Origin of the sequence: Variovorax paradoxus, from assembly GCF_022009635.1 — a bacterium.
GTDB lineage: Bacteria > Pseudomonadota > Gammaproteobacteria > Burkholderiales > Burkholderiaceae_C > Variovorax.
The window spans coordinates 6,170,356-6,197,311 of the sequence record NZ_CP091716.1 but is presented as its reverse complement, the minus strand read 5'-3'; the positions used below and the strand labels follow the sequence as shown (position 1 = coordinate 6,197,311).

20 protein-coding genes are annotated in these 26,956 nt (G+C 67.5%); 8 read left to right on the top strand and 12 right to left on the bottom strand.

Annotation, left to right across the window (positions count from 1 at the left end; translation table 11 throughout):
- Positions 1 to 3 precede the first annotated feature (3 nt).
- The 5 genes from L3V85_RS28930 to L3V85_RS28910 all read right to left on the bottom strand — a co-directional run bounded on the left by L3V85_RS28930 (position 4) and on the right by L3V85_RS28910 (position 4,948).
- Positions 4 to 1,941, bottom strand: a complete 1,938-nt coding sequence (locus L3V85_RS28930; protein WP_237676076.1) for an autotransporter assembly complex protein TamA — start codon at positions 1,939 to 1,941, stop codon at positions 4 to 6.
- Between the two features lie 67 nt (positions 1,942 to 2,008).
- Positions 2,009 to 3,196, bottom strand: a complete 1,188-nt coding sequence (locus L3V85_RS28925) for a vWA domain-containing protein (protein ID WP_081268833.1) — start codon at positions 3,194 to 3,196, stop codon at positions 2,009 to 2,011.
- A gap of 25 nt (positions 3,197 to 3,221) precedes the next feature.
- Positions 3,222 to 3,809: a GNAT family N-acetyltransferase gene (locus L3V85_RS28920; protein WP_237676075.1), complete on the bottom strand. Its 588-nt coding sequence runs from the start codon at positions 3,807 to 3,809 to the stop codon at positions 3,222 to 3,224.
- A 34-nt stretch (positions 3,810 to 3,843) separates the two neighbouring features.
- Positions 3,844 to 4,089 (bottom strand): hypothetical protein, encoded by a 246-nt coding sequence (locus tag L3V85_RS28915; protein ID WP_237676074.1) that lies wholly within the window; start codon positions 4,087 to 4,089, stop codon positions 3,844 to 3,846.
- A 4-nt stretch (positions 4,090 to 4,093) separates the two neighbouring features.
- Complete coding sequence (locus L3V85_RS28910) at positions 4,094 to 4,948, bottom strand: AAA family ATPase (protein ID WP_093246711.1); 855 nt, start codon at positions 4,946 to 4,948, stop codon at positions 4,094 to 4,096.
- A 160-nt stretch (positions 4,949 to 5,108) separates the two neighbouring features.
- Here L3V85_RS28910 and L3V85_RS28905 point away from each other — a divergent pair, with 160 nt between their 5' ends.
- Positions 5,109 to 5,801, top strand: coding sequence for a c-type cytochrome (locus tag L3V85_RS28905; RefSeq protein ID WP_237676073.1), 693 nt, complete (start codon positions 5,109 to 5,111; stop codon positions 5,799 to 5,801).
- A gap of 68 nt (positions 5,802 to 5,869) precedes the next feature.
- On the opposite strand, the gene pcaG is transcribed toward L3V85_RS28905, so the two are convergent.
- Positions 5,870 to 6,478, bottom strand: coding sequence for a protocatechuate 3,4-dioxygenase subunit alpha (pcaG, locus tag L3V85_RS28900; RefSeq protein WP_237676072.1), 609 nt, complete (start codon positions 6,476 to 6,478; stop codon positions 5,870 to 5,872).
- Positions 6,479 to 6,495: 17 nt separating this feature from the next.
- A complete protein-coding gene (gene pcaH, locus L3V85_RS28895; protein ID WP_237676071.1) occupies positions 6,496 to 7,221 on the bottom strand; it encodes a protocatechuate 3,4-dioxygenase subunit beta in 726 nt (241 codons plus the stop codon).
- A gap of 104 nt (positions 7,222 to 7,325) precedes the next feature.
- Between pcaH and L3V85_RS28890 the strand changes: the two genes are divergently transcribed.
- Positions 7,326 to 8,327, top strand: coding sequence for a LysR substrate-binding domain-containing protein (locus tag L3V85_RS28890; RefSeq protein WP_237676070.1), 1,002 nt, complete (start codon positions 7,326 to 7,328; stop codon positions 8,325 to 8,327).
- Here L3V85_RS28890 and L3V85_RS28885 read toward each other — a convergent pair whose 3' ends face one another.
- A complete protein-coding gene (locus L3V85_RS28885; RefSeq protein WP_081271722.1) occupies positions 8,328 to 8,762 on the bottom strand; it encodes a DUF1841 family protein in 435 nt (144 codons plus the stop codon).
- A 300-nt stretch (positions 8,763 to 9,062) separates the two neighbouring features.
- Between L3V85_RS28885 and L3V85_RS28880 the strand changes: the two genes are divergently transcribed.
- The 6 genes from L3V85_RS28880 (at position 9,063) to L3V85_RS28855 (ending at position 22,410) form a co-directional block, all read left to right on the top strand.
- Complete coding sequence (locus tag L3V85_RS28880) at positions 9,063 to 13,508, top strand: hypothetical protein (protein ID WP_237676069.1); 4,446 nt, start codon at positions 9,063 to 9,065, stop codon at positions 13,506 to 13,508.
- An 84-nt stretch (positions 13,509 to 13,592) separates the two neighbouring features.
- Positions 13,593 to 14,096 (top strand): peptidoglycan-associated lipoprotein Pal, encoded by a 504-nt coding sequence (gene pal, locus L3V85_RS28875; RefSeq protein ID WP_237676068.1) that lies wholly within the window; start codon positions 13,593 to 13,595, stop codon positions 14,094 to 14,096.
- Between the two features lie 106 nt (positions 14,097 to 14,202).
- The gene (locus tag L3V85_RS28870; protein WP_237676067.1) at positions 14,203 to 17,298 is read left to right on the top strand and encodes a Mur ligase family protein; all 3,096 of its coding nucleotides are present in this window, start codon (positions 14,203 to 14,205) and stop codon (positions 17,296 to 17,298) included.
- A gap of 369 nt (positions 17,299 to 17,667) precedes the next feature.
- Complete coding sequence (locus tag L3V85_RS28865; protein WP_237676066.1) at positions 17,668 to 19,485, top strand: peptidase domain-containing ABC transporter; 1,818 nt, start codon at positions 17,668 to 17,670, stop codon at positions 19,483 to 19,485.
- A gap of 28 nt (positions 19,486 to 19,513) precedes the next feature.
- A complete protein-coding gene (locus tag L3V85_RS28860; protein ID WP_237676065.1) occupies positions 19,514 to 20,830 on the top strand; it encodes an HlyD family type I secretion periplasmic adaptor subunit in 1,317 nt (438 codons plus the stop codon).
- Between the two features lie 11 nt (positions 20,831 to 20,841).
- Complete coding sequence (locus L3V85_RS28855; protein WP_237676064.1) at positions 20,842 to 22,410, top strand: TolC family protein; 1,569 nt, start codon at positions 20,842 to 20,844, stop codon at positions 22,408 to 22,410.
- A 26-nt stretch (positions 22,411 to 22,436) separates the two neighbouring features.
- On the opposite strand, the gene L3V85_RS28850 is transcribed toward L3V85_RS28855, so the two are convergent.
- The 4 genes from L3V85_RS28850 to L3V85_RS28835 form a co-directional block, all read right to left on the bottom strand.
- Positions 22,437 to 23,861 carry a sigma 54-interacting transcriptional regulator gene (locus L3V85_RS28850; RefSeq protein ID WP_237676063.1) on the bottom strand — a complete coding sequence of 475 codons (1,425 nt, stop codon included), beginning with the start codon at positions 23,859 to 23,861 and terminating at the stop codon, positions 22,437 to 22,439.
- A gap of 39 nt (positions 23,862 to 23,900) precedes the next feature.
- The gene (locus L3V85_RS28845) at positions 23,901 to 25,928 is read right to left on the bottom strand and encodes a TadG family pilus assembly protein (RefSeq protein WP_237676062.1); all 2,028 of its coding nucleotides are present in this window, start codon (positions 25,926 to 25,928) and stop codon (positions 23,901 to 23,903) included.
- 61 nt (positions 25,929 to 25,989) lie between these two features.
- Complete coding sequence (locus L3V85_RS28840) at positions 25,990 to 26,484, bottom strand: TadE/TadG family type IV pilus assembly protein (RefSeq protein ID WP_237676061.1); 495 nt, start codon at positions 26,482 to 26,484, stop codon at positions 25,990 to 25,992.
- Entirely contained in the window at positions 26,481 to 26,954 is a 474-nt protein-coding gene (locus L3V85_RS28835) for a TadE/TadG family type IV pilus assembly protein (protein WP_237676060.1), read from the bottom strand. The genes L3V85_RS28840 and L3V85_RS28835 overlap by 4 nt, the downstream gene beginning before the upstream one ends.
- Positions 26,955 to 26,956 lie beyond the last annotated feature (2 nt).

The window sequence follows — 26,956 nt, the reverse complement described above, 5'->3', positions numbered from 1 at the left end:
CAATCAGAAGGTGAAGCCGAGACGGAAGTGCAGGCGGAATCTCTTGCTGTCCACGCCGTAGGCGAGGTCGGCCTGCACCGGCCCCACCGGGCTGCGCCAGCGCGCGCCCACGCCCACGCCCACCTTGGGCTTGAGTTCCGCGGGCTTGTCGGCCACGGCGCCGGCATCGACGAACACCACGCTCTCCCAGTCGGTGAGCTTGTTGTTGTAGACGACGGGGCGTTGCCACTCGACGCTCGCCACGCCCAGGTAGCGGCCGGCCACGGTGGTGCCGTCGGGGCGCACGGTGCCGATCTGCTTGTAGCTGTAGCCGCGCACGGTGGTGTCGCCGCCGGTCAGGAACATCAGGGTGGACGGGATCTGCGCGCTGTCCTTGGCCGCCACCGCGCCGCCTTCGAGCCGCAGTTGCAGGCGGCTGCGGCGCGCGTTGGTTTCCTTGTCGTCGCTCGAGCCCAGCGGCAACACGCCGAGCCAGCGCGCGTAGGTGCGTGTGAAGGGCGTCTGCATGCCGGTGAGCGTGTAGCCCGCCGCCACTTCGAGCGCAATGCCGAAGCCGCGCGAGGGCGCGGAGTTGTTGTCGAAGTAGCGCCCGGTCCAGCCCCAGTTGGCGGTGACGGCGGAGGCCGAGGGGGGCGCGTTGGTGCCGCGGTTCTGCGCGTAGTCGTACTGCAGGAAGTAGCTGCGGTCGATGTGGTCGCTCGACTTGTTGCGCCCCCCGCGCAGGCGTCCGCTGTCGACCACGTAGCTGCCCGACTGCTCGCTCTTGAGTTCCGCGCCGGAGAACCAGCGCCAGCCGTGGTCGTCGGGAATGGCGTTGAGCTCGGTGCTCAGCGACTTGATGTCGCGGTCCACCGACAGCCGCGATACCGCGCGCCAGCCGAGCAGCGGCACCTGGTTGTGGATGTGATCGACCGACAGGCGCGGGCCGTTGTCGGTGGTGAAGCCGGCGCCCAGCACCACCTTCTGCAATGGCGCTTCGCGCAGTTGCGCGATGACGGGCGCGGCCAGCGGGTTGCCGCTTTCGGTGTCGAGCGTGAGGAACACCGAGTCGTAGTAGCCGCTGCTGGCCAGGCGCTGCTGCGCGTCGAGCAGCTTCTGCTGGTCGTAGTCCTGCCCGCTGGGCAGGCGCGCGATGCGGCGTGCGCCGTCGGGGTCGTAGCGTTGGATGCCGCGCAGCACCAGCGGGCCGAACTTGTAGGCCGGGCCCGACTGGTAGGTGACGCTCAGGCGCGCCTCGTGGCGGTCGGCATCGACCTCGGCGCGGCTGATCTCGATGTTGCCCGTGGGAAAGCGCTTGGCCGTGAGGCTGCGCAGCGCGGTGGTCTTGGCCTCGTCCCACGCCTGCTGCGTGAAGGGCTGGCCCGCGCGCAGCGCCCAGGCGGTTCGGATCGAATCGCGCTGGGCCTCGGCAGTGGCGTCGTCGGCAATCGGGCCGCCGTAGCTGATCTGCACGTTGCTCACCTTGGTGAGCTCGCCGGGCGAGACGGTGATGACGATCTCGCGCGGGGCCTTGGCGCCCTGCGGCGTTTCGTTGAGCTCGAGCGTCAGCGTGGGCGTGAAGTAGCCGAGGGTGCCCAGCAGCTCGCGGGCGTTGGCTTCGGCGGCCACCATGAGGCGGGATATTTCGGTGGCGCCGAGGTCGTCGAGCTCGCGGTAGCGCTGGATCTCGAGGTGCAGCTTGAGATAGTCGCGCACGGCCTCGGGGCCGCGCACGTCGACGGTGAAGGCGTCGCGCTTGTCTGCCTTGTCCTTCTTGTCGTCGCTGTTCCTGTTGTCTTTGGTGGTATCCGCGGTGCTGTCGCCGCGCACGAGACCGGCCACGGGCTTGCCTTCGGACGCATCTTTCTTCGGCAGCAGGCTGCAGCCTTGCAGAAGCAGGACGCCGGAAAAAAGCAAAGCCGGCCACCACGCCGGCAAGGAAACTGGAACCACCCTGACCATGGGCGGATTCTGACAGCAAGCCCGGCCGGTTCCTGAAGGCCCCGCCAGATCGCCGGCTTCGTCCTACTTACTTGGACAGCATGCGCATGGCTTCTTCGAGGCCGCGCAAGGTCAGCGGATACATCCTGTTGGACATGAGCTGCTGCATCACCGCGATGCTCTGGCGGTACTGCCACACGCCCTGCGGCTCGGGGTTGATCCACGCGAACTTGGGGAAGGTGTGCGTGAGGCGCTGGATCCACTCGGCGCCGGCCTCTTCGTTGTTGTACTCGACGCTGCCGCCGGGCTGCAGGATCTCGTAGGGGCTCATGGTCGCGTCGCCGACGAAGATGAGCTTGTAGTCCTTGTTGTACTTGCGCAGGATGTCCCAGGTCGCGAACTTCTCGGAGAAGCGGCGCTTGTTGTTCTTCCACATGAAGTCGTACACGCAGTTGTGGAAGTAGAAGAACTCCAGGTGCTTGAACTCGGTCTTCACGGCCGAGAACAGCTCTTCCACGCGCTGGATGTGCTCGTCCATGGTGCCGCCCACGTCCATCAGCAGCAGCACCTTGACGTTGTTGTGGCGCTCGGGCCGCATCTTGATGTCGAGAAAGCCTGCGTTGGCCGCGGTCGAGTGGATGGTGTCGTCGAGGTCCAGCTCTTCGTCGTGGCCCTCGCGCGCGAACTTGCGCAGCCGGCGCAGCGCCACCTTGATGTTGCGCGTGCCCAGCTCCTGCGTGTCGTCGTAGTCCTTGTAGGCGCGCTGGTCCCACACCTTCACGGCGCTCTTGTTCTTGCCCGCGCCGCCGATGCGTATGCCCTGCGGGTTGTAGCCGCCGTTGCCGAAGGGCGAGGTGCCGCCGGTGCCGATCCACTTGCTGCCGCCTTCGTGGCGTTCCTTCTGCTCCTCGAAGCGCTTCTTGAGCGTTTCCATGAGCTCGTCCCAGCCCATCTTCTCGATCTTGGCTTTCTCTTCGGCCGTGAACTCGCGCTCCAGCGTCTTCTTGAGCCAGTCGAGCGGCACTTCCTTGGTGAAGTCGGTGAGCATCTCCACGCCCTTGAAGTAGGCGGCGAAGGCACGGTCGAACTTGTCGTAGTGCTTCTCGTCCTTCACGAGCGCGGTGCGCGAGAGGTAGTAGAAGTCGTCGATGCCGTAGGCGCCGTCGGAGTTGGGGCCGACCACGTCGGCCTGCAGGGCCTCCAGCAGCGTGAGGTATTCCTTGACCGACACCGGCAGCTTGGCCGAACGCAGCGTGTAGAAGAAGTCGATGAGCATGGAGCGCTCCTTGTGTGTCTGTCTGTCAGCCGCGCGGCTTGTCGAGCAGGTACAGCAGCTGTGCCTTGACCTCGGGCCATTCGCCCGCGCGCAGGCTGTACATGACGGTGTCGCGGATGGTGCCGTCGCGGCGCATCGCATGGCCGCGGATCACGCCGTCTTTCTTCGCGCCCAGACGCTCGATGGCGCGCTGCGACGCGAAGTTGAAGTTGTCGGTGCGCCAGCCCACGGTGTTGCAGCCCAGCACGTCGAAGGCATGCGTGAGCAGCAGCAGCTTGCAGGTGGTGTTGACGTGGGTGCGCTGGCAGTGCGCGGCGTACCACGTGTAGCCGATCTCCACGCGCTTCACCGTCGGCAGGATGTCGTGGAAGCTGCTGGTGCCCAGCACCTTGCCGCTGGCGGCCTCGGTCACCGCGAAGGCGAAGCGGTCGGGCGTCTTCAGCGCGGTCTCGATGTAGGCGCGCGTGTTCTCGGGCTCGGGCACGGAGGTGACGCGCAGCTTCCACAGCTCGCCGTCGGCGGCCGCGGCGCGCAGGCCGTCTTCGTGTTCGAGCGACAGCGGCACCAGCGCGAGGTCGCGGGCCTTCAGCGTGACAGGTTCGACGAACGCCATCTTTTCTCCGACTCTGTTCGAGCTTGTATGGGTGTCAGCCGCGCGGGTCGCCGTACTTGTGCACGTACCAGGCGCGCGCGGCCTGCGCGCCGGCGCCACCGCCCAGGCCGATCAGCGCGATGCCGAAGAGCTCGCGCTTGTTGTACTCGCCGCTGCCGAAGGCATCGAGGCCCAGCAGCAGCCCGAGCCCGCGGCCCAGCATCGCGCCCACCATGAACATCACGGCCTGGGCAATGCCCAGCTTCATGAGCTGCTTGGTGGAGTGTTTTTGTCCGCTCATGGGGTCAGCGGTTGTTGCGTTGCATGAAGACGAGCTTCTCGAAGAGCGTCACGTCCTGTTCGTTCTTGAGCAGCGCGCCCACCAGCGGCGGCACGGCGACCTTGTCGTCCTTGCTCTGCAGCGCCTCGAGCGGAATGTCTTCGGCCACCAGCAGCTTGAGCCAGTCGAGCAGCTCGGAAGTGGAGGGCTTCTTCTTCAGGCCGGGCAGATTGCGCACGTCGTAGAAGGTCTTCATCGCGGCGGTGAGCAGCTCCTGCTTGAGGCCGGGGAAGTGCACCGCGACGATGTGCTTCATCGTCTCCGCGTCGGGGAACTTGATGTAGTGGAAGAAGCAGCGGCGCAGGAAGGCGTCGGGCAGTTCCTTCTCGTTGTTCGAGGTGATGAACACCACGGGCCGGTGCTTGGCGCGGATGAGCTCGCGCGTCTCGTAGCAGTAGAACTCCATGCGGTCGATTTCGCGCAGCAGGTCGTTCGGGAATTCGATGTCGGCCTTGTCGATCTCGTCGATCAGCAGCGCCACCGGCTGGTCGGCCGTGAAGGCCTGCCAGAGCACGCCCTTGACGATGTAGTTGTTGATGTCGCTGACGCGTTCGCCGCCGTCCAGGTCCTTGAGCTGCGAGTCGCGCAGGCGGCTCACGGCGTCGTATTCGTACAGGCCCTGCTGTGCCTTGGTGGTCGACTTGATGTGCCACTGCAGCAGCGGCAGGCCCAGCGACTGGGCCACTTCCTCGGCCAGCATGGTCTTGCCCGTGCCGGGCTCGCCCTTGACGAGCAGCGGGCGCTTGAGGGTGATGGCCGCGTTGACGGCGAGCATCAGGTCTTGCGTGGCGACGTAGTTGTCGGAGCCCTGGAATTTCATGAGTGAGATGAGTGGGACGAAGGCTGGGGTGGAGAAAAGAACACACTCGATCTGCGTCGTGCGGCCTCAGGGTTGGCCTGCACAGGGTTCCAGGGGACCCCTGCATATAATCGAATGTTGATCCGAAAAACTGTACTCTCCACGAGATTGTGCGCGCAAAATGAACAAGTTGTTGACCACGATGTTTGCCCTTGCTGTCGCTTGCGTGACGGTCTCGGCTGAAGCCCAACAAGTCACTGGCAAGGCCCAGGACGGAGCAAAGAAGGTAGCCATGTGCGTGGGCTGCCACGGCATCATCGGCTACCAGGCCAGCTTCCCGGAGATTCACAAGGTGCCGATGATCGCTGGCCAGAGCGCCACCTACATCACGGCCGCGCTCACCGCGTACAAGGGCGGCGACCGCAAGCACCCCACCATGCGTGCCATTGCCGACACGCTCACCGAACAAGATATCGCCGACCTCGCGGCCTACTACAGCCAGCTCGGCCTGAAGGACGGCGGCGCACCGCCCGCCACGCTGGCCAAGGCCACGCCCGCCAACGTCGAGGCGCTCATCACCCGCAACGCCGACAACAGCTGCACCAAGTGCCACGGCGCCAACTTCAACACGCCCAACGACGGCACCGTGCCCAAGCTGGCCGGCCAGCATGCCGACTACCTGTTCGTCGCGCTCAAGTCGTACCGCGTGAAGAACAATCCGCACCTCGGCCGCTCGAACGCGGTGATGGGCCAGCAGGTCGAAGAGAAGAAGTTCACCACGGCCGAGCTCAAGACGCTGGCCACCTACATCAGCTCGCTGCCTGGCGAACTGAAGACCGTGCCCGAGTCGCGCATCCACCACGGCGCCGAATAAGCAGCGTTGCCGCAAAACAAAAATGCCCGCTGCGAGCGGGCATTTTTTTGTCCGGGATTTCCCGGAGATCAGATGTCGAAGAAGGCCGTCTCGTCCGCGCCCTGCATGCGGATGTCGAAGCGGTAGGTCACGGCACCGCCGTGCTCCACGCGCTCGGCGACCAGCGTCTGGCGGCGCTCGGCGGGCACGCTGTTGAACACGGCGTCCTTCGCGTTGGCCGGCGCCTCGTCGCTGAAGTACACGCGCGTGAAAGCATGCAGCAGCAGGCCGCGCATCAGCACGATCACGTTGATGTGCGGTGCTTCGCCGGGTGACTCGGCGCCGGGCTTGACGGTGTGGAACACGAAGCGGTTGCCTTCGGTAGTGCCGGTGCCGACGCGGCCGAAGGCGCGAAAGCCAATGGCGCGTGCTTCTTCGGGCGTCTGCGGATAGCGGCCCTCGCCGTCGGGCTGGCTGATCTCGACCAGCGCGTCGTTGATCGGGTTGCCGTCGCCGTCGATCACGCGGCCTTCGAGGCGGATGCGCTGGCCGGAGGCCTTGTCGAGCGCGAGCACCGCGTCGAAGGGCTGGTCGAAGTCGTAGCCGTACTGCGTGGCGGTGAGGCCGTAGGCGAAGTAGGGGCCCACGGTCTGCGAGGGGGTCTGGCCGAAGTCGGCTTCCTGTGCGGTCATCAGCATGATGTGTGTCTCCTGGCTCAGCGGTTTTCGAACGGCGTTTCGTCGGCGCCGCGCAGCACGATGTCGAACTGGTAGCCCAGTGCGTAGCCTTCTTCGGTGATGTCGAGGCTGAAGTCGGCGATCAGGCGGTTGCGGTAGCGCTCGGGCGTGCCGGTGACCATCGGGTCGTACTGCAGCAGCGGGTCGCCGGGGAAGTACATCTGTGTGACCAGGCGGCTCGCGAAGCTCTGGCCGAACAGCGACAGGTGGATGTGCTGCGGACGCCAGGCGTTCGGATGGTTGCCCCAGGGGTAGGCGCCGGGCTTGATGGTGAGGAAGCGGTAGCGGCCTTCGCTGTCGGTCAGGCAGCGGCCAGCGCCCAGGAAGTTGGGGTCCAGCGGCGCATCGTGCTGGTCGACCTTGTGCACGTAGCGGCCCGAGGCGTTGGCCTGCCACAGTTCGACCAGCGTGTTGGCCACCGGGCGGCGGCGGTCGTCGAGCACGCGGCCCGTGAGGATCATGCGTTCGCCCAGCGGCTCGCCGTTCTTGCGCGCGTTGCGCGTGAGGTCGTGGTCGAACTCGCCAATGCTGTCGTGGCCGTACACCGGCTGCTGCAACTCGCCGAGCGAGGCCTTCAGCGGAATCAGCGGCTTCTGCGGGCCGCGCTTCACGGTGGACTTGTAGCCGGGGTACACGTAGCTGGGGTGGGCTTCCCAGTCGCGCGGGGTGAGGATGGGCGAAGAGCCCTTGGTCTTGGTCAACATGAACGTTGTCTCCTGTCGTGGGACGAATCCGGAAGCCCAGATTCTCGAAGCCTCATTCGATGATGTAAATTGAAGATTGCTCCGTTCTCAATAACCATCAGGAATTGAAAAACCCCACCGATCTTCGCCAGGACTTCGTGCGCAACGTGCAGCTGCGCCATCTGCGCTGCCTCGTGGCCGTGGCGCAGGAGCGGCATCTTGCGCGCGCGGCCGAGCGGCTGGCGCTGAGCCAGCCGGCGGTGTCGAAGACGCTGTCCGAGCTCGAGGCCATCGTCGGCACCCGGCTGGTGGAGCGCAGCAAGGCCGGCCGGCGCGGCGTGCAGGGGCTCACGGCGGCCGGCGAGCAGCTGCTGGCGCACGCGCTGCGCGTGCTCGAGGCGCTCGATGCCAGCGCGCAGGCGGTGGCGCCGGCGGCGGGCGGGCGCATCGAGCGGCTGCGCATCGGCGCGTTGCCCAGCGTGGCGCCGGCGTTGCTGCCGCAGGCGCTGGCGCGCCTGCGCGACGGCTGGCCGCAGGTGCAGATCGTGGTGAAGAGCGCCGCCAACGCGGCCCTGCTCGACGAGCTGCGCGCGGGCGAGCTCGACCTGGTGGTCGGCCGCATGAGCGATCCGCGGCTGATGGGCGGCCTGAGCTTCGAGCTGCTGCACACCGAGCCGCTGGTGTTCGCGGTGCGGGCGGGGCATCCGCTCGCGCTGAAGGCGGCGTCGGTGCAGGCGGTGCTGGGCTATCCGCTGGTGGTGTACGGCGAGGGCACGATCCCGCGCCACAACACCGAGAGCTTCCTGTCGGCACGCGGCCTCGTGCTGCCGACCAACGCGCTGCAGACGCTCGACGTGGCGGTGGCGCGCGCGCTGGTGGCGGTGTCCGACGCGGTGTGGATCACGCCGCTGGGCGCCGCGCGTGGCGAACTGGCCGACGGGCGGCTGGTGCAACTGCGCATCGAGACGGCGGGCACCGAGGAGCCGGTCGGTTTGCTGCAGCGCAGCGATGCCGAGCCCTCGGCCTTGCGCGCCGCGATGGCCGTGCTGCTGCGGGAGGCGGCCAGGGAGCAGGGGGCGGTGCCGCCGAAGGCCAGGCGCAAGCCCCGGGCCGGCGGTTCCGGCTAGTCAGTCCTTCGTCGCGCGGCGCTGCACGCAGGCGACGTAGCCTTCGCCGTCCGGCGGCCGGCCGGCGCGCTGGCTCTCCCACATCATCTGGCCAAGGCAATCCATCGCCTCGTGGTGCGCATGCAGCAGCGAACCGCGGCGCGCGGCCAGCAACTCGACGGCCTGGCGAATGCCGCGCGGCTGGTCGATGGAGCATTGCTCGCTGATCGACAGGTGCATCGACAGATGAAGGAACGGGTTCTCGCGCCCGTTCGATCCGTCGTAGACCCGCGCGACCGCCGCGTCGGCGTCGGCCAGGTCTTCGTGGTACTCGGGGTGCTGGTCGATCCAGCCGGCGGCGATGGTCTCGAGCGCTTCCATCGGCAAGCCCTGCCGGTGCTTGGCGTACACGTCGCAGAAGAAGCGGCGCACGTCTTCCTGGGAGGGATTGAACATATATAGATAGGTGCGGGAAGGGTAGGGAAGGCGGGGAGGGTCGGAAGTCAGCCGAAAGACTGCTTTTGCAGCGGCTCGATGTGTCCGGCGTTCCGGGTACGAACCGTTACACCGTAACGTAACGAATCGCGAAATGACCTGCTTACGAGCTGTTTCCACACATGGCTGGCAGGCCGCTGAAAAGAAAAATATCCATATAAATCAACAGGTTGCGGCGTCGGCGATGGGCTTGGCACGGGGCTGGACGAAAGCGGCACGCTAGTTGCCCCTGAGTAGGCATCTTTTGTCACAGAGGCTGCCATGAACGCTCCACAAGCATCGACCGTTTCGACCGTAGGACTTGCCGCCGATGGCGCAGCTCCTGTTGTTATTGCCCAGGCCACCGTTACTCCGCTCGGCACGCCCGGCGCGATGAGTTCGGCGGCGCCCGCTGCCGCGGCCGGCCCGGCCAGCATCGGGACATTATCGAATGCCACGCCCGGCGTCGCCGTGATGCGCGACGGTGTCCGCATTCCGGTCGATGGCAATCAGACCCTGGTTGCCGGTGACCGCGTGATCGTGCCGCAAGACGGCCACGCCAACGTCATGTTCCCCGGCTCCGCCACCAACAAGGCGCCGCTGGCCGGCGTCTTCACCGGCGGCACCGACGCCACCATCGGCTCGACCAAGCTGCCCGGCGGCCTCGAACAAGTGAACGTGGATGTCGCCTCGGGCGACCTGCAAGTGACCCCGCCCGACAGCGACGCCGATGCGGCCGCGCTGGCCGTGACCAAGAAGCTCGCTGCCGGCAGCGGCATCGGCCTGGGTGAATTCGCGCTGGGCGCCCTGGGTGCCGCGGCACTGGGCGCCGCGCTCGGCGGTGGTGGCGGTGGCGGCGCGGCCGGCATTCCGCTGCTCGTTTCTTCCGGCGACCCGACCACGCCCACGACCCCGACGACGCCCACCACCCCGGACTCCGATGCGGATGCCGACTCCGACGCGGACTCGGATGCCGATGCGGACGGCGACGCGGATTCGGATGCCGACTCGGACGCGGACGCCGATGCGGACGCCGACTCGGATGCAGATGCCGACGCTGACGCCGATGCAGATGCCGACTCGGACGCGGACGCTGACGCCGACTCCGATTCGGATGCAGACGCCGATGCTGACTCGGATGCCGACGCAGACGCCGACTCGGATTCGGACGCCGACGCGGATGCCGATTCGGACGCTGACGCCGATGCGGACGCCGACTCGGATGCAGATGCCGACGCAGATGCGGACGCCGATGCAGACGCAGACGCCGATGGCGACCACCTCCTCGATCCGGGCGACGGCCTCGTCAACCATGTCGTCGACGGCGTGAGCGGCGCGCTCGGCCTCGGCGGTGCGCTCACGCCCGTGACCCATGCGGTCGACGGCCTGACCGACGTCCTGGACGACGTGCTGGCCCCGCTGCTCGGCAGCACCTTCACGCCCAACAACCCCAACGAATTCGACCCGGTCGACAACACCGTGGCCAGCGTCACCCATCTGCTGGGCGGCGCGCTGAGCCCGGCGCTCGACGGCCTGCTGGGCGCCGGCGCCACCAACCAGATCCTCGGCTCGCTGAACCATCAGGTCGACTACCTGACCGACGCGCTGCACAACGGCCTGGAGAACCTCATCGGCGACCACGGCATCGTGAGCGGCCTGACCGGTGCCCTGGGCCTGGGCGGCGTGACCGACCAGCTGCTGGGCAAGGACGGCGTCATCGGCGACGTGCTCGGCAACGTGCTGGGTGAAGGCAGCCTCGTGTCCGGCCTGCTCAGCGACAAGGGCCTGGTCGGCGGCCTGCTCGGCCAGGACGGCCTGGTCGGTGGCCTGCTGGGCGACAAGGGTGCCGTGGGCGGCCTGCTCGGCGAAGTGCTGGGCAGCGACGGCCTCGTGGGCGGCCTGCTGGGTGACAAGGGCGCCGTCGGCGGCCTCACCGGCGGCCTGCTCGGTGACCACGGCCTGCTGGGCGGCCTGCTCGGCGAAGGCAGCGCGGTCGGCGGCTTGCTCGGCGACGACGGCCTGGTCGGCGGCCTGCTGGGCGGCGACGGCACGCTGTCCAACGTGCTGGGCAGCGGCGGCCTCACCGGCCAGCTGTTGGGTCACGGCGGCCTGGTCGACAGCCTGCTCGGCGAGCACGGCGTGGTCGGCGGCCTGATCACCGACAGCCCGCTGGGCGGCCTGCTCGGCGGCGACAACGGCCTGCTGGGCGGTGCCCTCGGCGGCCTGCTCGGCGACAAGGGCGTGGTCGACGGCCTGCTGGGCGACAACGGCGCGCTGGGCGGCCTGCTGAGCAACGACGGCCTGCTGGGTGGCCTGCTCGGCGACAACGGCGTGGTGGGCGGCCTCCTGGGCGGCGACGGCCTGCTTGGTGGCGTGCTCGGCAACGACGGTGTGGTCGGAGGCCTGCTGGGCAACGACGGCCTGCTCGGCGGCGTGCTTGGCGACAACGGCCTGGTCGGCGGCCTGTTGGGCAGCGACGGCCCGGTGGGCGGCCTGCTCGGCAACGACGGCCTCGTCGGCGGCCTGCTGGGCGACAGCGGCCTGGGCAGCGTGCTCGGCAGCGGTGGTCTCGGCGGCGGCCTGCTCGGGCCGGACGGCTTGGTCGGCGGCCTCCTCGGCAACGACGGTGTGGTGGGTGGCCTGCTGGGCAACGACGGCCTGCTGGGTGGCGTGCTCGGCGGCGTGCTGGGCGGCATCGGCAACGGCGGCACGCCGGGCACCGGCGCCGCGCTGCTCGACCCGGTCGACAGCATCGTGGGCAGCGTGGCCAACGGCCTGAACCACGGCGTTCTCGGCGACCTGGGCCTGGGCGACGTGCTCACCCCGGTGGTCGGTCTCACGGACAGCCTGACCGACACGGTCGACGGCCTGCTCGGCCCGGTGCTGGGTACGTCCTTCAATGCGAACAGCCCCAACGTGCTCGACCCGGTCGACAGCGTGGTGAGCCAGGTGACCGGCGGCGTCGGCGGCCTGCTGAGCCCGCTGACCGATCAACTGCTGGGCACCGGCACGACGACCGCGGTGCTGCACGCTGTCGATACGCAGGTGGACTACCTCACGGATGGCGTGGCGAACCTGCTGAATGGCGGCGTGCTGGGCGGCGTCCTTGGTGGCGACGGCGGCCTGCTCGGTGGCGTGCTGGGTGACGACGGTCTGCTGGGCGGCGTCCTTGGCGGTGACGGTGGTCTGCTCGGCGGCGTGCTGGGTGACAACGGTCTGCTGGGCGGTGTCCTCGGCGGTGACGGTGGCCTGCTCGGTGGCGTGCTGGGTGACAACGGTCTGCTGGGCGGTGTGCTCGGCGGCGACGGTGGCCTGCTCGGCGGCGTGCTGGGTGACAACGGTCTGCTGGGCGGCGTGCTCGGCGGCGACGGTGGTCTGCTCGGCGGTGTGCTGGGCGACAACGGCCTGCTGGGCGGTGTGCTCGGCGGCGACGGTGGTCTGCTCGGCGGTGTGCTGGGCGACAACGGCCTGCTGGGCGGTGTGCTCGGCGGTGACGGTGGCCTGCTCGGCGGTGTGCTGGGTGACAACGGCCTGCTGGGTGGTGTTCTCGGCGGCGACGGTGGCCTGCTCGGCGGTGTGCTGGGCGACAACGGTTTGCTGGGCGGTGTGCTCGGCGGCGACGGCGGTCTGCTCGGTGGCGTCCTCGGCGGCAGCGAAGGCGGCCTGCTGGGCGGTGTCCTCGGCAACGACGGCCTCGTGGGCGGTCTGCTCGGCGGTGGCACTGACGGCGGCCTGCTTGGCGGCGTGCTCGGTGGTGACCACGGTCTCCTGGGTGGCGTGCTTGGCGGCACCGACGGTGGCCTGCTGGGCGGTGTCCTCGGCGGCAGCGAAGGCGGTCTGCTCGGCGGCGTCCTCGGCAACGACGGCCTCGTAGGCGGTCTGCTCGGCGGCGGTACCGACGGTGGTTTGCTCGGCGGTGTGCTGGGCGACCACGGTGTTCTGGGTGGCGTCCTCGGCGGCAGCGAAGGCGGCCTGCTGGGCGGTGTCCTCGGCAACGACGGCCTCGTGGGCGGTCTGCTCGGCGGCGGTACCGACGGTGGTTTGCTCGGCGGTGTGCTGGGTGATCACGGCGTCCTGGGCGGCGTGCTCGGCGGCAGCGAAGGCGGTCTGCTCGGTGGTGTCCTCGGCAACGACGGCCTCGTGGGCGGTCTGCTCGGCGGTGGCACCGACGGCGGCTTGCTCGGCGGTGTGCTGGGCGACCACGGCGTCCTGGGTGGCGTGCTCGGCGGCAGCGAAGGCGGCCTGCTCGGTGGCGTCCTCGGCAGCGACGGCCTTGTGGGCGGTCTGCTGGGCGGTGGCAGCGGCACGGGCGGCGCACTCGGCGGCGTCCTCGGCAATGACGGCCTGGTCGGCAGCCTGCTGGGCAACGACGGTCTCGTCGGCGGACTGCTCGGTGGCCTGCTGGGCGGCAGCAGCCCGGTGGCCAACATCCTGCAGCCGGTGACGAGCGTCGCCAGCGGCGTCACCGATACCGTCGGCTCGGTCGCCTCGAACGTCACCCATGCGGTGTCCGATGCGACGGCGCCGGTGACCGACATCCTGGCCGGCGCCTCCCATGCGGCCGCACCGGTGACCGATGTCGTCAGCAGCGTGGTGAACACCGTCGAGCACGTGACCACGCCGCTGGTGAACGACGTCGTGACCCCGATCACGAGCCTGGTGGAGCACAGCCCGGCTGGCAGCGCGCTGTCGCCGGTGACCAACATCCTGCACGGCCTGTTGGGCTGATCCACAAGAACAGCAGAAGGAGGGGTGGGGAGCTGAAGCACCAGGGACAGGCCGCCAACGGCCTGTCCCGCGAAAGGATTGGATATGAAAAAGAATTTCCGGATACTGGCCATCGTCGCTCTCGGGGCAACCCTGGTTGGCTGCGCGGCTCCCAAGACTGGCCGCGACGACGCGACCTACTACTACTCGAACAAGGCCGCGAGCGCGGTGCCGAAGGTGGAGCCCGCCCCGCCGCCGGCGGTGCAGAACGGCCCGGAGGGCGTCTCCAAGATCGTCTACTTCGACTTCGACAAATACAACATCAAGTCCGAGTACGTGAAGATCGTCGAGGCGCACGCGAGCTACATGCGCAACCGGACGTCGAGCCGGGTCGTCATCGAAGGCAACACCGACCAGCGCGGCGGCCGCGAATACAACCTGGCCCTCGGCCAGCGCCGCGCCGACGCCGTGCAACGCGCCCTCACGCAACTGGGCGTGCCGGCCGAGCGCATCGAAGCCATCAGCTGGGGCACGGAGAAACCCGCGTCGCTCGCAACCACCGAGGAGGGCTATCAGCTCAATCGCCGCGCCGAATTCAGCTACCGCTGAAGCCGGTGCCACTCGATGACTTCGACGGCAGTTTCCGGTCAGCGCACACGTCGAGGCATGGGCAGATGACGGGCGCGACCGGTTTCCCGCATTCGATCGGGGCCGCATGATGTCTTTCCAGGATCAGCTCCACGCCTGCCATGAACGCCTGGTGTCGGTGTGCGCGGCATTGCCCGCCCCGTACCCGGCGTTCACGCTGTTCTTCTCGGTCAGCGACGGCTCGCAGCGTGCCCACGTGGTGCATGCGCGCGCCGCCGACTTCGAGACGGCATGGCGCGAAGGCGCGGACTCCGTCGGGCGCTGGGTGCGCGAGCGCGGCATCGTGTCGCCGTGGCTGCGCATCGACTGGGTCGAAGGCGCCAGCCCCATGGAGTGGGTGCAGTTCAAGACCCAGCTCACCGCGGTCAAGCGCAACTACTTTCGCCTGGGCCTGGCCTTCGACCAGGACTTCGAGCTCGCTTTCACCGAGCAGGAGCTCAATGCCAACGCCATGCTGTGCGGCGATTCGACCATCGCGCACTCGGTGGTGAACCCGCGCAACTTCGAGGTCTACGGCCTGGCCCGCTTCGAGCGCGCGCCGCCGCTGGACATGCCCCCCGAGCAGCCGGTCTACCTGCTGGCGATGGTGGGCGTGTTCTGCCAGCCCGACGGCGTGGTGCACAAGCTCGTCGGCACGGGGCTCGACGCGGGCCGCCGGCAGCTGCCGGCGCTCAACCCGCAGTCGGTGCTCGACCTCGTGCGCAGCGGCTCGTCGTACCTTGCTCGCCAGGTGCAGAGCGATGGCCTGTTCGTGTACGGCTACTTCCCGTGCTTCGACCGCCGCATTCCGACCTACGACGCCATGCGCCACGCGAGCGCGGTCTACGCCATGCTCGAGGCATGGGAGCTCACGCGCGACGAGACCCTGCGCGCGGCCATCGACCGCGCGGTCGATCACCTCACCAGCTGGCTGATCCGCGACTACACGCTGGCCGACGGACGCGCGGCGGCTTTCCTGGTCGACACCGGCGGCGAGATCAAGCTGGGCGGCAACGCGGCCTGCGTGCTCGCGCTGGTGAAGTACTGCGAGCTGATGGACACGCGCCACTGGCTGCCGCTGATCGACAAGCTCGCGCTCGGCATCGCGTCGCTGCAAGACCCGGCCACCGGCCGCTTCAACCACGTGCTGCATGCGACCGACCTCACGGTCAAGCAGGCATCGCGCGTCATCTACTACGACGGCGAGGCGGTCTACGGCCTGATGCGCCTGTACAGCCTCACGCGCGATCCGCAATGGCTGGCCGTGGTCGAGAAGGCCTTCGACTATTTCATCGCGGGCCAGCACTGGCAGTCGCACGACCACTGGCTCAGCTGCTGCGTCAACGAACTCACGCACTGGAGCCCGCAGGAAAAGTACTTCCGCTTCGGGCTGCAGAACGTGGCCGGGTACCTGGACTTCGTGCTCGACCGCAAGACCACGTTTCCGACGCTGCTGGAGCTCATGCTGGCCGCGCAGCAGATGCTGCAGCGGCTCGAAGGCATGCCCGCGATGCGGCACCTGCTCGACGAGCTGGACACCGAGAAGTTCTACCGCGCGCTCGACTACCGCGCGCACTACCTGCTCAACGGCTTCTTCTGGCCCGAGATGGCGATGTACTTCCGCCGGCCTTCGACCGTGGTCGGTTCCTTCTTCATCCGGCATCACTCGTTCCGCGTGCGCATCGACGATGTCGAGCAGTACGTGTCGGGCTTCGCGGCCTATCACCGCTACCTGCTGGAGCGCCGCTCACTGGCCGCGGCCAACGGCACGGGCGGTGCGCCAGGCAACGGAGCGCGCGACGACGGCCCGGCCTGGACCGCCAGCGAGATGGCGCGCGTCACCGGCGGCGAGTGGGTCGTCAGGCCCGAGGACGGCTGGCGCGCCAGCGGCGTGACGCAGCGCTCCTTCATGCGCAAGGGCCGCGTGGTGTTCGACCACCAGACGCGCCCGTCGAAGGTGCCGCTCGCGGCGGTCACGCTCAAGGGCGTGCTGCAGCCGGCAGCCGCCGTGCTGTGCACCGACCCCAAGCCGCACCTGGACAAGCGCGTGCCGGTGCTGAAGGTGCAGAACGTGCTGCAGTCGGTGCTGCTGCTGGGCGACCATGCGCGCTGCGAGTTCACCGGCCGCGTGTGCGGCGTGCTCGGCAGCGGTGCCGGCAGCGGCACCGTCACGGCCATGCTGGCCGGCGCGCTCACCGTGTGGGGCGAAGTCGCGCAGCCTGAAGGCAACATCAGCCTGCCTTCAGGCATCGCCTGGAACATGACCTGCATGCCCCGGCACGCGGCCTATTGGGTGATGGAGATGGGCGCCTCCCACATGCCGGCCTCGGCGCAACTGGTGCGGCCCTCGCTCGTGGTCGTGACGGGGCTGTCGGCCGCGTCGCAGAAACACCGCGGCCCTTCGGAGGCCGCCGCGCGGCTGGACAGCCGCATCTTCCAATCGATGAGCCCCGGCGACAGCGTGGTGCTGAACCGCGACATGCCCGAGTTCGCGACCTTCGCCGAAGCCGCGATGACGCAGCAGCTGCAGATCGTGACCTATGGCGAGCACAAGGACGCCGACGTGCGCCTGCTCGCCTTCGACCACGGCGAAGTGCAGGCGCTGGTGGCGGGCGAGCCCTTCCAGCTGCGGCTCAATGCGCCGGGCCGCCACATGGGCGCGAGCGCCATCGCCGCGCTCGCAGCGCTGCAGGCGCTGCGTCTGCCGCTGGCCGCGGCGGTCGAGCCCTTCGCGCACTTCGAGCCGCCGGGCGGGCGCGGCGCGCTGCACACCATTCACATCGGCGGCGGCAGCTTCAAGCTGATCGACGAGACCTACGACGCCAACCCGAGCTCGATGCGCGCGGCGCTGGAGATGCTGTCGCAGGCGCCCTGCGAGCCGGCCCGCCGCGTGGCGATCCTCGGCGACATGCAGGAGCTGGGCCCCGCGGCGCAGCGCCATCACCTCGACCTGGAGGCCGAACTGCTGGCCTCGCAGCCCGATCGCGTGCTGCTGTGCGGCCCGCTGATGCGGGCGCTGCACACGCGCATTCGCACCAAGGTCCGTTCGCACTGGTTCGTCGACGTTTCCGATCTGTCGACCGCGCTCGGAGGCCTCCTGCAACCAGGCGACTGGGTGCTGGCCAAGAGCTCGGCGGGCATCGGTCTTTCCCGGCTTGCCCGGGTCTTGAAAGCACTGCCATGAGATGGAACGCGCTCCTGCATTCGCCCTATGACCATGAAGCACCGGCAGCGCCGCGGCGATGGTGGCTGGGCTGGCTCCAGCTGCTGTGCGCGTGGGTGCTGTGCATGCTGTTGTGCGCCAACATCGCGTTGGTGTTCGCAGAGGGTTTGCCCCATCAAACGAAAGCTGTCACGTCAGGGAGTCCGGCCGGTTGCGCGGTCACGGGAAGCGCCGCGCAACCGGGGCCGGAGCAGCCTGTGAAAGCCAATCCGTCGAAGGTACGCGTGCCTGTGTGCTGAGTCGCCTGCAGAGTGAATTTTTGCCTTGTAACAGCTGGGTAACAGTTGATAATGAGGCAGGCGTCATTGCACGACGGATCGGCTTTTTCCCATGATCAAGTTCCTCTTGCCCAGCCAACTGGTTGCCGACACGCCAGACGAACCTGGTGCCAGCCCCTATGCGGGTGCGCTGCATGAAGCGTTTCGCGCGGCCTATCCGCTGGTCAAGGGCGCGGCATGGCGCTCGCTCCCCATCAGCCTGTTCGGGCTGCTGCCTTCGATCTTCCTGCTGCAGGTGTACGACCGCGTGCTGTCGCGCAGCGGCACATCGACGCTCGCCGCGCTGGTGAGCGGCATCTTCTTCTTCCTGTGCATCGAATTCTGGCTGCGCACGCGGCGCTCGCGCCTGCTGCGCAACGCGGGCGCCATCATCGACCACGGCGTGTCGGGCGCCTTGCTGAACTCGATGCTCGCGCGCCCGCTGCGCGCATTGGAGTCGCGGCCCGCGTCGTCGTGGCAGCTGTACTTCCGCGACGTGGGTTCGGTGCGCGGCACCGTCACCGGCGGGCTCGCACAGTCGATCTTCGACCTGCCGATGGCCATCTTCGCGCTGATCGTGATCGGCATCGTCGCGCTGCCGGTGCTGCCGGTGGTGGCCGTGTTCCTGGCCATCATGTCTTTCCTGGCGTGGTGGTGGGCCGACGAAGTGCGCACCGGCCGCGTGGAAGAAGTGCAGCGCGGCCGCGGGCTGGACCGCGTCACCTCGGAGATCTGCCATGCGCGCGAGACGCTCAAGACGCAGGCCAACGACGGTCCCACCATCGAGATGTGGCGCCAGACCTACAACGCGTGGCTCACCGAGAGCTTCAGCAAGAACGGCCAGATCGAGACCGCGCGCGACGGCACCACCGTGCTGCTCACCGTGTTCTCCGTCATCGTCGTCACCGTGGGCGCGGTGTCGGTCATGGAGCAATGGATGACGGTGGGCGGCCTTGTCGCTTCCAACATGCTGGCCCTGAAGGCGCTGCAGCCGGTGGCCGGGCTGGTGTCGAACTGGCGCTCGCTGGCCACCGCGAAGGAAGCCGCCAAGCGGCTCGAGACCGTGCTGCGCGAGCCGGTCGAGAAGCCGCCCACGGGCATGGAGCTGCCGCAGCCGCTGGGCCGCGTCACGCTGCGCGACGTGAGCTTCAGCTTCACGCAGAACGCACAGCAGCCGGTGCTGGAAAACGTCGACCTCGACATCGGTCCCGGCGGCCTGCACGTGATCGTCGGGCGCAACGGCGCGGGCAAGTCGACGCTGGTGAAGCTGGTGTCGGGCCTGTACACGCCCACGCGCGGCACGGTGAACATCGGCGAATACGACCTCTCGCAGTTCGGCCGCGAAGAGCTGTCGCGCTGGATCAGCTATCTGTCGCAAGAGGTCTACTGGTTCGGCGGCGCGCTGGTCGACGTGATGCGCCGCGGCGCGCCGGGCCAGAGCGACGAGCAGATCGTCGCGGCCTGCAAGCTCTCGGGCGCGCACGACTTCATCTCGCGCCTGCCCGACGGCTACCGCACCGTGGTGGGCGAGGGCGGCACCGGCTTCTCCGTGGGCGAGCGACGCAAGCTCGCGCTGGCCATGAGCTTCCTGCGCAAGCCCTCGGTGCTGGTGCTCGACGAGCCCAGCAACGACCTCGACTTCCAGAGCGAGCGCAACCTGCTCGCCACCATGCTGGCGGTGGCCAAGGTGCGCACCGTGGTGGTGGTCACGCATTCGCTGCGCATCGTCTCGGCGGCCACCGTGGTCTATCACGTGACCGGGCAGGGCAACGTCGAACAGGGCTCCGCGGCGGTGATGGTGCCCAAGCTGTTCGGCGTGAAGAAGCCGCTGGTGGCGGTGGGCGACAGCGAAGACAGCGCGGGGGCCGCGGCCACCCGCTCCATGGCGTGAAAACGACGAGCGACGGGGGCCGCAAATTTTGAAATCAGATCTGCCGCAGATACTGCAGGACGAACAGGACAAGCGCGCGGCGCAGACATCGCCGCAGGGACGACGGCGGCAATGGATCATCGGCGGGGCGGTCGCGGTGCTGGCACTGGTCGGCCTGGGCTTTCCCATGGAAACCGTGGTCGTCGCGCCGGGCCGCGTGATCCCGTCGGACCGCGTCAAGTCCATCCAGCACTTGGAAGGCGGCATCGTCAGCAGCGTGCTGGTCAAGGAAGGCGACAAGGTCAAGACCGGCCAGCCGCTGGTGGAGATCGACCTCGGCGGCAGCGGCCTGAACCTGGAAGAACTCACGGCTCGCTATGCCGCCACGCAGGCCACGCGCGTGCGCCTCATGGCCGAGAGCCGGGGCCAGCCGCTTCGCCGCGAGTCCTTCGCCAAGGACATCGACGAAGGCGTGTTCGAGGGCGAGACCGGCGCCTACCAGGCGCGCGCGCTGGAGCAGCGCGGCGTCATGGCGGGCGCGGTGTCGGGCCTGGAGCAGGCGCGCAGCAAGAAGCTGGAGCAGCAGGCCAAGGTGAAGGGCCTCGGCGACCGGCTCGAACTGATGCAGAAGGAACTCGAGATTTCCGAGCAGCTGCTCAGCGAGAAGCTGGTGGGCCAGGTCGAGGTGCTCGAGAAGCGGCGCCAGGCCGAGAGCGTGCGCAGCGAGCTTGCGGTGGCGCGGCAGGGCGTGGTCTCGGCAGACGCCGCCATCACCGAGGCGCAGGCCAAGATGGCCGAGGCCGAAGGGCGATACCGCCGCCGCGCATCGGACGAACTGGCCACCGTCGAGCGCCAGTTCGCGAGCCTGAGCGAAGACCTCGCGCGTGCCCGCACGCAACGCTCGCGCACGGTGGTGAAGGCGCCTTCCGACGGCATCGTCAAGGGCCTGCGCAACTCCAGCCCCGGCTGGGTGGTGAAGCCCGGCGAATCGATTCTCGAAGTGGTGCCCGACGAAGACGAGATCATGGTCGAGGCGCGGCTCAACCCGAACGACCGCGGCTTCATCGAAGTGGGGCAGACCGCGCGCGTGAAGATCACCGCCTACGACTACCTGCGCTACGGCGCCGTCGACGGCAAGGTCAAGCTGGTGGCGGCAGACGCCGACCGCGACCCCGCCATCTCGAACGGCGCGCCCTACTACCGGCTGCTCATCAGCATGTCGCAGTCGCACGTGGGGCGCGACGAGAACCGCATCACCGCCGGCATGGAGTCGGAGGTCGACCTGCGTGTCGGCACCGATCCGTTCATCTGGTACATCCTGCGGCCGGTGCTCAAGCTGCGGCGCGAAGCCTTCCGCGAGCCATGAGGAGCGCACCCTTGAACAGCCGGCGCCGCGCGGGCACCGGTGCCGTGTGCGCGGCGCTGTGCGCCAGCTTCGCGCTGCCGCCCGCCGCCTTCGCGCAGGAACAGCAGCAGCAACAACAGGAATCGCAGCTGGAGCCGCCGCCGGTGCTCATGCTCGCGCGCCGCCTGTCCGCGCCGTCGCTCGGCGCGGCCAGTTACGCGCAGCAGGTGAAGCAGGCGCTGATCGCGCTGTCGCAGGACTACCCCGAGGTGCAGACTGCGCAGGCGGCGGCCAACACCAGCAGCTACGGCGTCGATGCCGCCAAGCAGGCGCGCTACCCGCGCTTCAACTTCGGCACGACCACCGGCAACTACAACAGCGGCGCGGCGGGCGCCAGGACGCAGAGCTACACCGTGCTCACCGCCCAGGCCCGCATGAGCCTGCTGGACGGCGGCGCCATGAGCGCCGCGCAGCGCGCCGCCGAAGCCGGCAACCAGGCCGACGACGAGGCCGTCGTCACCACCTCGCAGAAAGTGGTGCTCGACGCGCTGACCGCCTACCTGCAGGTGCAGCGCTACGACCTCAAGAAGCAGATCGCGCACAAGGCCACCGAGGTGGTCGCCGAGCTCTCCAAGGCCGAGGCCCGCCGCGTCGCGCTGGGCGTGACCGGCGACAACGACCTCAATATGGCCGCGTCGCGCCGCGCGCTCGTGGCCGCGCGCGAGTCCGACTTCGAGGCGCAGCGCGACGAGGCGATGGCCAAGTTCCGCAACTACTTCAAGTTCTCGCCCAACGCCGAGTCGCTGCCCGTGCTCGCCGCGCCGCCGCAATGGCGTATCGGCTCGCAGGAAGAAGCGCTGCGCCGCGCCGAGGCGCGCAGCACCGAGATCGCCGAAGCCCAGGGCCGCATCGAACGTGCCAGGGCGCTGGCGGACCAGCAGGACGCGAGCCTGTACCCGACCGTGGACGCCGTCATCGTCAAGACCCGCGACCCCAATGACGTGACGCAGAACCCGACGCGCGCGGGCTTCGAACTCAACTGGAACTTCGGCAACGGCTTCGACCGGCAACTGCGGCTGAAGTCCGCGCTGGCCGAAGTCGCGAACCAGGAAGCCAAGCTCGAGGGCGTGAAGCTCAACCTGTTCGAACTCACCTCCGCGTCGTGGGCCCGCACCGTGTCGGGCCGTGAACGCGAACGTCAGCTGATGGAGGCCGTGAGCACGTCGGGCCAGGCCTTCCGCGGCCGCCGCCGCCTCATGGAGTTCGGCCGCGAGACCCTGCCCAAGGTGCTCGACGCGCAACTCGACTACTACACGCTGCTGTTCGACTATGTGGACGGCGTGTTCGACCTGCGCATCACGGAACTGCGCCTGGCGCGCACCACCGGCGAACTGCGCATCGACCCGGTGGGCCCCAACAACTGGATCGACAGGCTCTTCGGTTCGCCGAGCCGGCCCGCGTTGACCGAAGACGGCCTGCTGGCCGCGCTCTGCATCTCGAGCAACACCGCGTGCGCGAGCGAGCCGGTGGTCGAGCGCGCCGCGGGCCCCGCTAGCGCGAACCCGCCGCTGCGCAAGGCGCCTCGTCTCTCGACGCCCTGATCTCGTCGCCGCTGGCGACGGAGCGATCAGGCGTCTTCGGGGATGCCGGGTTCGCCGTCGAGGATCTGGTACTTGCGCATCTTTTCCCACAGCACCTTGCGGCTGATGCCCAGGTGCTGCGCGGTGTCCTGGCGCTTCCAGTCGTTGACCTCGAGCGCCGCGATGATGCGGTTGCGCTCGCCGCTGTTCCAGCCCTTGCGGTCGCTGCCGCCGTCGAGCCCGATTCCGCCGCCACCACCCGCGCCGTTGCGGTCCGCGGAAATGGCCGGTGCAGGCGTGCCGCGCGTCAGCGCGATCGCGCGCTGGATCAGGTTCTGGTCCCAGCTGTGCAACTGCCGCGCGATCACGCCCACGCGCTCCGCGAGGTTGCGCAACTGGCGCACATTGCCCGGAAAGTAGGTCTCGGCCACGGCATCGCTGAGCCAGTGCGGCGTCTCGCCGAGCGCCTCCAGCTCGTCGCCGAGCACATTGCTCAACAGGGCCTTGAAGATCGCGATCTTGTCGACTTCGCCGCGCTCCTCGAGGCTGGGCACATGCAGCTCGATCACCGCGAGCCGATAGAAAAGATCGGCGCGAAACTCCCCGCTCGCCACCATCTCGCGCAGGTTGCGGTTGGTCGCAGCCACCAGGCGGAAGTCGACGCGGATCGGTGCCGTCGCCCCGAGCCGCGTCACCGCGTTGTCTTCGAGCACGCGCAGCAGCTTCACCTGCTGGTAGCGTGGCAGGTCGCCGATTTCGTCGAGGAACAGCGTGCCGCCCGTGGCCTGCTCGAAATAGCCGCGGTGCGCATGCACGGCACCGGTGAACGAGCCCTTGGTATGGCCGAAGAACAGCGACTCGAACAGCCCGTCGGGAATCGCGCCGCAGTTCACCGCCACGAACGCGCCCTTGCTGTAGTGCTGGTGCCCCAGGTGCAACTGCTGCGCGATGCGCTCCTTGCCCACGCCGGTTTCGCCGCGCACCAGCACGCTGTGGTCGCAGTCGGCAAAAGCGCCCACCTCGGCCAGCAGCGACTTCATCGCGTCGGAGTGCGCCACCAGCACGTCGGGCGCCTGCGGCGCCACCTCGCGCGCACGCAACTGCCGCACCAGCTTCGCGACCATCGTGCGCAACTCGGCGCAGGTGAAGTCGTAGGGCAGCACGTGCAGGTACTCGGGCGGATAAGTGCGCGAGTCGCGCTCGCGCGAGCCCGCCGCGACCCAGATCACCGGCATGCCCTGCAGCAGTTCGGTCGCATGCGCGAGCCCGCCGCCGTCGATGACGGTGACGCTGATGATGGCGACGGAAGGCCGCATGGCAACGCCGCGCTCGGGCGCAGGCGGCGGCAGGCCATCGGCCCGGATCACCTCCACGTCGAAGCTCGCCATGCAACGCGCGATGCGATCGAGGATGTCGGCTTTGCCCTCCCAGACAAAGAGGTCGAGTTCGTCGAAATTGGCGGGAGAGCTCATTTGAAACGATAGGAAATTGGCAACTTGCTCCGGCCTTCTTCAATAGACAAGCTTCGCATTGCGGCAGCTGATGGAATGCAGATGAACGTCGGTTTGTCCGAGCTGCAGTCCAAGCAGCATCTGCAGTAGATCGGAGACGAACTTGCCCAGAACATCTAGAACCGGCTGCAACAGGTTGACCAGTGGGCCAAGAAGGCCTGCCAGCAGAGGAGTTCCGCCATCGGAAGCGCCGACGCCGAGCAGGCCTGAAATGAGCTGCACCAGACCACTCAGGATGCCAGTCAGGAGCCCGTTCTGATTCGCGGTTTGCAGCGAGTCGACAAGCGTGGAGCGAACGCAGGACGTCTGATAAACGGTGAATGAAGTCTTGCAGCTGGCTACGTTGCCGGCCCATTCGGAAGGCATCGACTGAGAAAGTATGCCGAGCAGAGGGCGATTCCATGTCAAGCCGTCGGCCGTCAGGGCTGCTTGAACAGCGTCGACTGCGCTTTGGTTCATGGTGGCGCCGGTGGTCGTCGGAATGTAGTGATTCGCCAGCGTAGCGGCAATGGCCGGCGTTGTGGGGCGGTTCGCAGGTGTTCCGGCAATGCCCGGGTTCCCGAGAAGCAGCTTCAAGAGGTCACTCAGGAGCGTGGAAACCGTGGTGCCGATGGCAAGAGGATTCCCCCCCGTTGTGACGGTGTCGCCCGGAGACAGGACCACCGTGCTGGGGTTGTTAAGTGCCGGCAAATATGCTTTCCCCGCCAGCAGATCCACCCCCAGGATCTTGACCAGGGACATGGGCTGCAGATCGGTCTGGCAGACATTGGACTTGGACCAGAGCGCCTGGGTGGACGAGATCTGCCCGATGCAGGCCCCCAGAAGCGGTGCATCCACGTCTATGGTCGCCTTGGTTGGCGTCGAATTGCAGTCGATTTTTTTTACGGTGCCGAGCGAGTTGCCGATGTCGATGGATATCGGAAGGGTTATCTGGGTGGCCAAGGCACCCAGGATGCCACCCAGGATGCTCGCATTCGTGTTGATGGAAGCGAAGACTCTGATTTGCGAGTTGTACGCCGTCGTGCCAACACCGCCGATACCGATGGATGCCGGTTCGATGACGCGTGCTTCGACGCTGAGTCCCAGCGCACCCACTTGCTGATTCAACGTCACCGCGTGTTGCGAAGTCCCTACGCTGAGGGCCGTCTTCAGAAGATCGAAGGCGTTGATCTGGGTGTTCAAGGCCGCGGAAGTCGTGGGTGCCGTGATGACCGTGAACAAGCCTCTGGTGCCGTCGGTAGCGGCGGGATCGGTGCCGACTTGCACGAGGAGGGAGTCGACATTGATGCCGGCATTTACCAGGGCACCGAGAAGCTGCGCGTTGGCGGCCAGGAGTCCGCTTTGATTGGCAAGGGTCGCAATGACGTTGACGAGTTGCCCGACGCTCACCTTCTTGGCCGCCAGGAGTGCGTTCAAGCCGCCAACCGTCAGGTCCGCGCTCACCGGTATTCCCAATGCCGTCAGTAAGTCTCCGGGAGAGATATTGGCGGTGACGAGCCCTGTGTAGCAACCGACGCAGGCGTTGTTCACATTCACGCCAGCGATCTTCAGAATGGAAGTCAGCGCACCTCCCGGGCTCACGTCGACGAGCTTGGCGCCCACGGAGAAAACAACCGACGGTTCATCCTTGACCGCAAGTGCCTGTACTTGAATCTGGCGCTGAATGCCACCCGATATTCCCGTCAGCAGCATCGCAGGTGTTCTCTGCAAGGAGATCTGCACGCCGTTGAAAGGCGCTACGCCTGCCGAGAAGTACTTGGGGCCCGGAATACTCGATGGGTCCCAACGACCGCAGACCACGTCGCCCGAACTCAGCTGAAACCCCGTTGGCAGGTTCTGCGATGCATTGGAAATGGCGGCCGCCGCGGCTTCGGTGCAACTGCTCGTGGTGAGTGCCTGTGCTCCCGACAGCGCCGCGAGGTCGGCCGACTTCTGGAATTCCCTTTTCAGAAAAAACAGATAACCGATCTCGGTGCCGACCAGCGTGATGACGATCAAGCTCAACGCAATGGCCGCGTTGACGAGCACGGACCCACGCTGCCGATTCCGATGTGATGCGTGTCTTTGAAAGAGTGGCCACATAGAAACCTCAAGGCAAGGGCTTGGCCGTCGTCGCCTTGCCCCGCAAGTTGGTGGGAGTGGTGATTCCCGTGAATGGCAGCGGGGGAATGATGGGATTGTTCCCATAGGGGTACGCGACTTTCACCGTGACCTGGGTCGGAACCGAAAGGTCCACGGTGATCAGGTTCGCGGGCACATTGGATTTCAGCCAGGCGAACTTCGAAGCAATGGAGTTTCCCGCGGCGGAAGGCGTGATCGACGACGATGCAAGGGACTGGTAAACGGCGGACTGGACCCGGCTGTCGTTGGCCGCGACATCGAGGCTCAGTTGCAAGGCGGCTCTTGCACCGTCCTCGGCGGCGCGCGAAACAACCTGTTGTACATATAGCACTGCGCCGATCGAAGCAACACCGTAAACGGCAAGGAAAAGCGCTACGAACACCAGCGCGAACTCGATCGCGGCCAAGCCGCTCTGCTGCCTGGCCGAGCCTCTGCCCAGGGATGATCTCTTGATCGTGGTCATTGCGACTTTCCGTCGAGCAGCATGGTGGCTTGGCCGACGATCTGATCGGGAACCGCGAAATTCGGAAGCGGCGGCAGTAGCGCACGAAGGTTGCTTGCGGTGATCGTCACCACGACCTGGCAACGCATGACCCAAGTGGTTCCGCATTTGGGCGCAACGCAATTGCCGTCTTCGACGGTGCAGACTTTGGCAGTCGGCGCCAGATTCACGATGGAAGGCATCCAATTGCTTTGGACCCCCGCCACGGTCTGTGCCCGTTGCCTGCGGCCATCCACCGTATTCTGATATTGCAGAGCCGCGCGCGCGCCGTCCTCTGCCGCGTTTTGCAAGCCCATGCGAAATGTGAAGATCATCCCGTAGCAGATGATTCCGTAGATCAACGCAAACAGGATGAGAAACACCAGGGCGAACTCGACCGCGTACACGCCGCGCTGATTGCGTGTCGAGGTGCGTGTGCCCTGTGATTTCATGT

Bases quoted from the DNA above. Each gene is read 5' to 3' on its own strand.
- L3V85_RS28885 (WP_081271722.1), bottom strand. From the start codon at position 8,762: ATGTTCAATCCCTCCCAGGAAGACGTGCGCCGCTTCTTCTGCGACGTG.
- L3V85_RS28905 (WP_237676073.1), top strand. From the start codon at position 5,109: ATGAACAAGTTGTTGACCACGATGTTTGCCCTTGCTGTCGCTTGCGTG.
- L3V85_RS28865 (WP_237676066.1), top strand. From the start codon at position 17,668: ATGATCAAGTTCCTCTTGCCCAGCCAACTGGTTGCCGACACGCCAGAC.
- L3V85_RS28840 (WP_237676061.1), bottom strand. From the start codon at position 26,484: ATGACCACGATCAAGAGATCATCCCTGGGCAGAGGCTCGGCCAGGCAG.
- L3V85_RS28870 (WP_237676067.1), top strand. From the start codon at position 14,203: ATGATGTCTTTCCAGGATCAGCTCCACGCCTGCCATGAACGCCTGGTG.
- L3V85_RS28930 (WP_237676076.1), bottom strand. From the start codon at position 1,941: ATGGTCAGGGTGGTTCCAGTTTCCTTGCCGGCGTGGTGGCCGGCTTTG.
- L3V85_RS28835 (WP_237676060.1), bottom strand. From the start codon at position 26,954: ATGAAATCACAGGGCACACGCACCTCGACACGCAATCAGCGCGGCGTG.
- L3V85_RS28880 (WP_237676069.1), top strand. From the start codon at position 9,063: ATGAACGCTCCACAAGCATCGACCGTTTCGACCGTAGGACTTGCCGCC.
- L3V85_RS28915 (WP_237676074.1), bottom strand. From the start codon at position 4,089: ATGAGCGGACAAAAACACTCCACCAAGCAGCTCATGAAGCTGGGCATT.
- L3V85_RS28910 (WP_093246711.1), bottom strand. From the start codon at position 4,948: ATGAAATTCCAGGGCTCCGACAACTACGTCGCCACGCAAGACCTGATG.
- pal (WP_237676068.1), top strand. From the start codon at position 13,593: ATGAAAAAGAATTTCCGGATACTGGCCATCGTCGCTCTCGGGGCAACC.
- L3V85_RS28920 (WP_237676075.1), bottom strand. From the start codon at position 3,809: ATGGCGTTCGTCGAACCTGTCACGCTGAAGGCCCGCGACCTCGCGCTG.
- L3V85_RS28925 (WP_081268833.1), bottom strand. From the start codon at position 3,196: ATGCTCATCGACTTCTTCTACACGCTGCGTTCGGCCAAGCTGCCGGTG.
- pcaH (WP_237676071.1), bottom strand. From the start codon at position 7,221: ATGTTGACCAAGACCAAGGGCTCTTCGCCCATCCTCACCCCGCGCGAC.
- pcaG (WP_237676072.1), bottom strand. From the start codon at position 6,478: ATGCTGATGACCGCACAGGAAGCCGACTTCGGCCAGACCCCCTCGCAG.
- L3V85_RS28850 (WP_237676063.1), bottom strand. From the start codon at position 23,861: ATGAGCTCTCCCGCCAATTTCGACGAACTCGACCTCTTTGTCTGGGAG.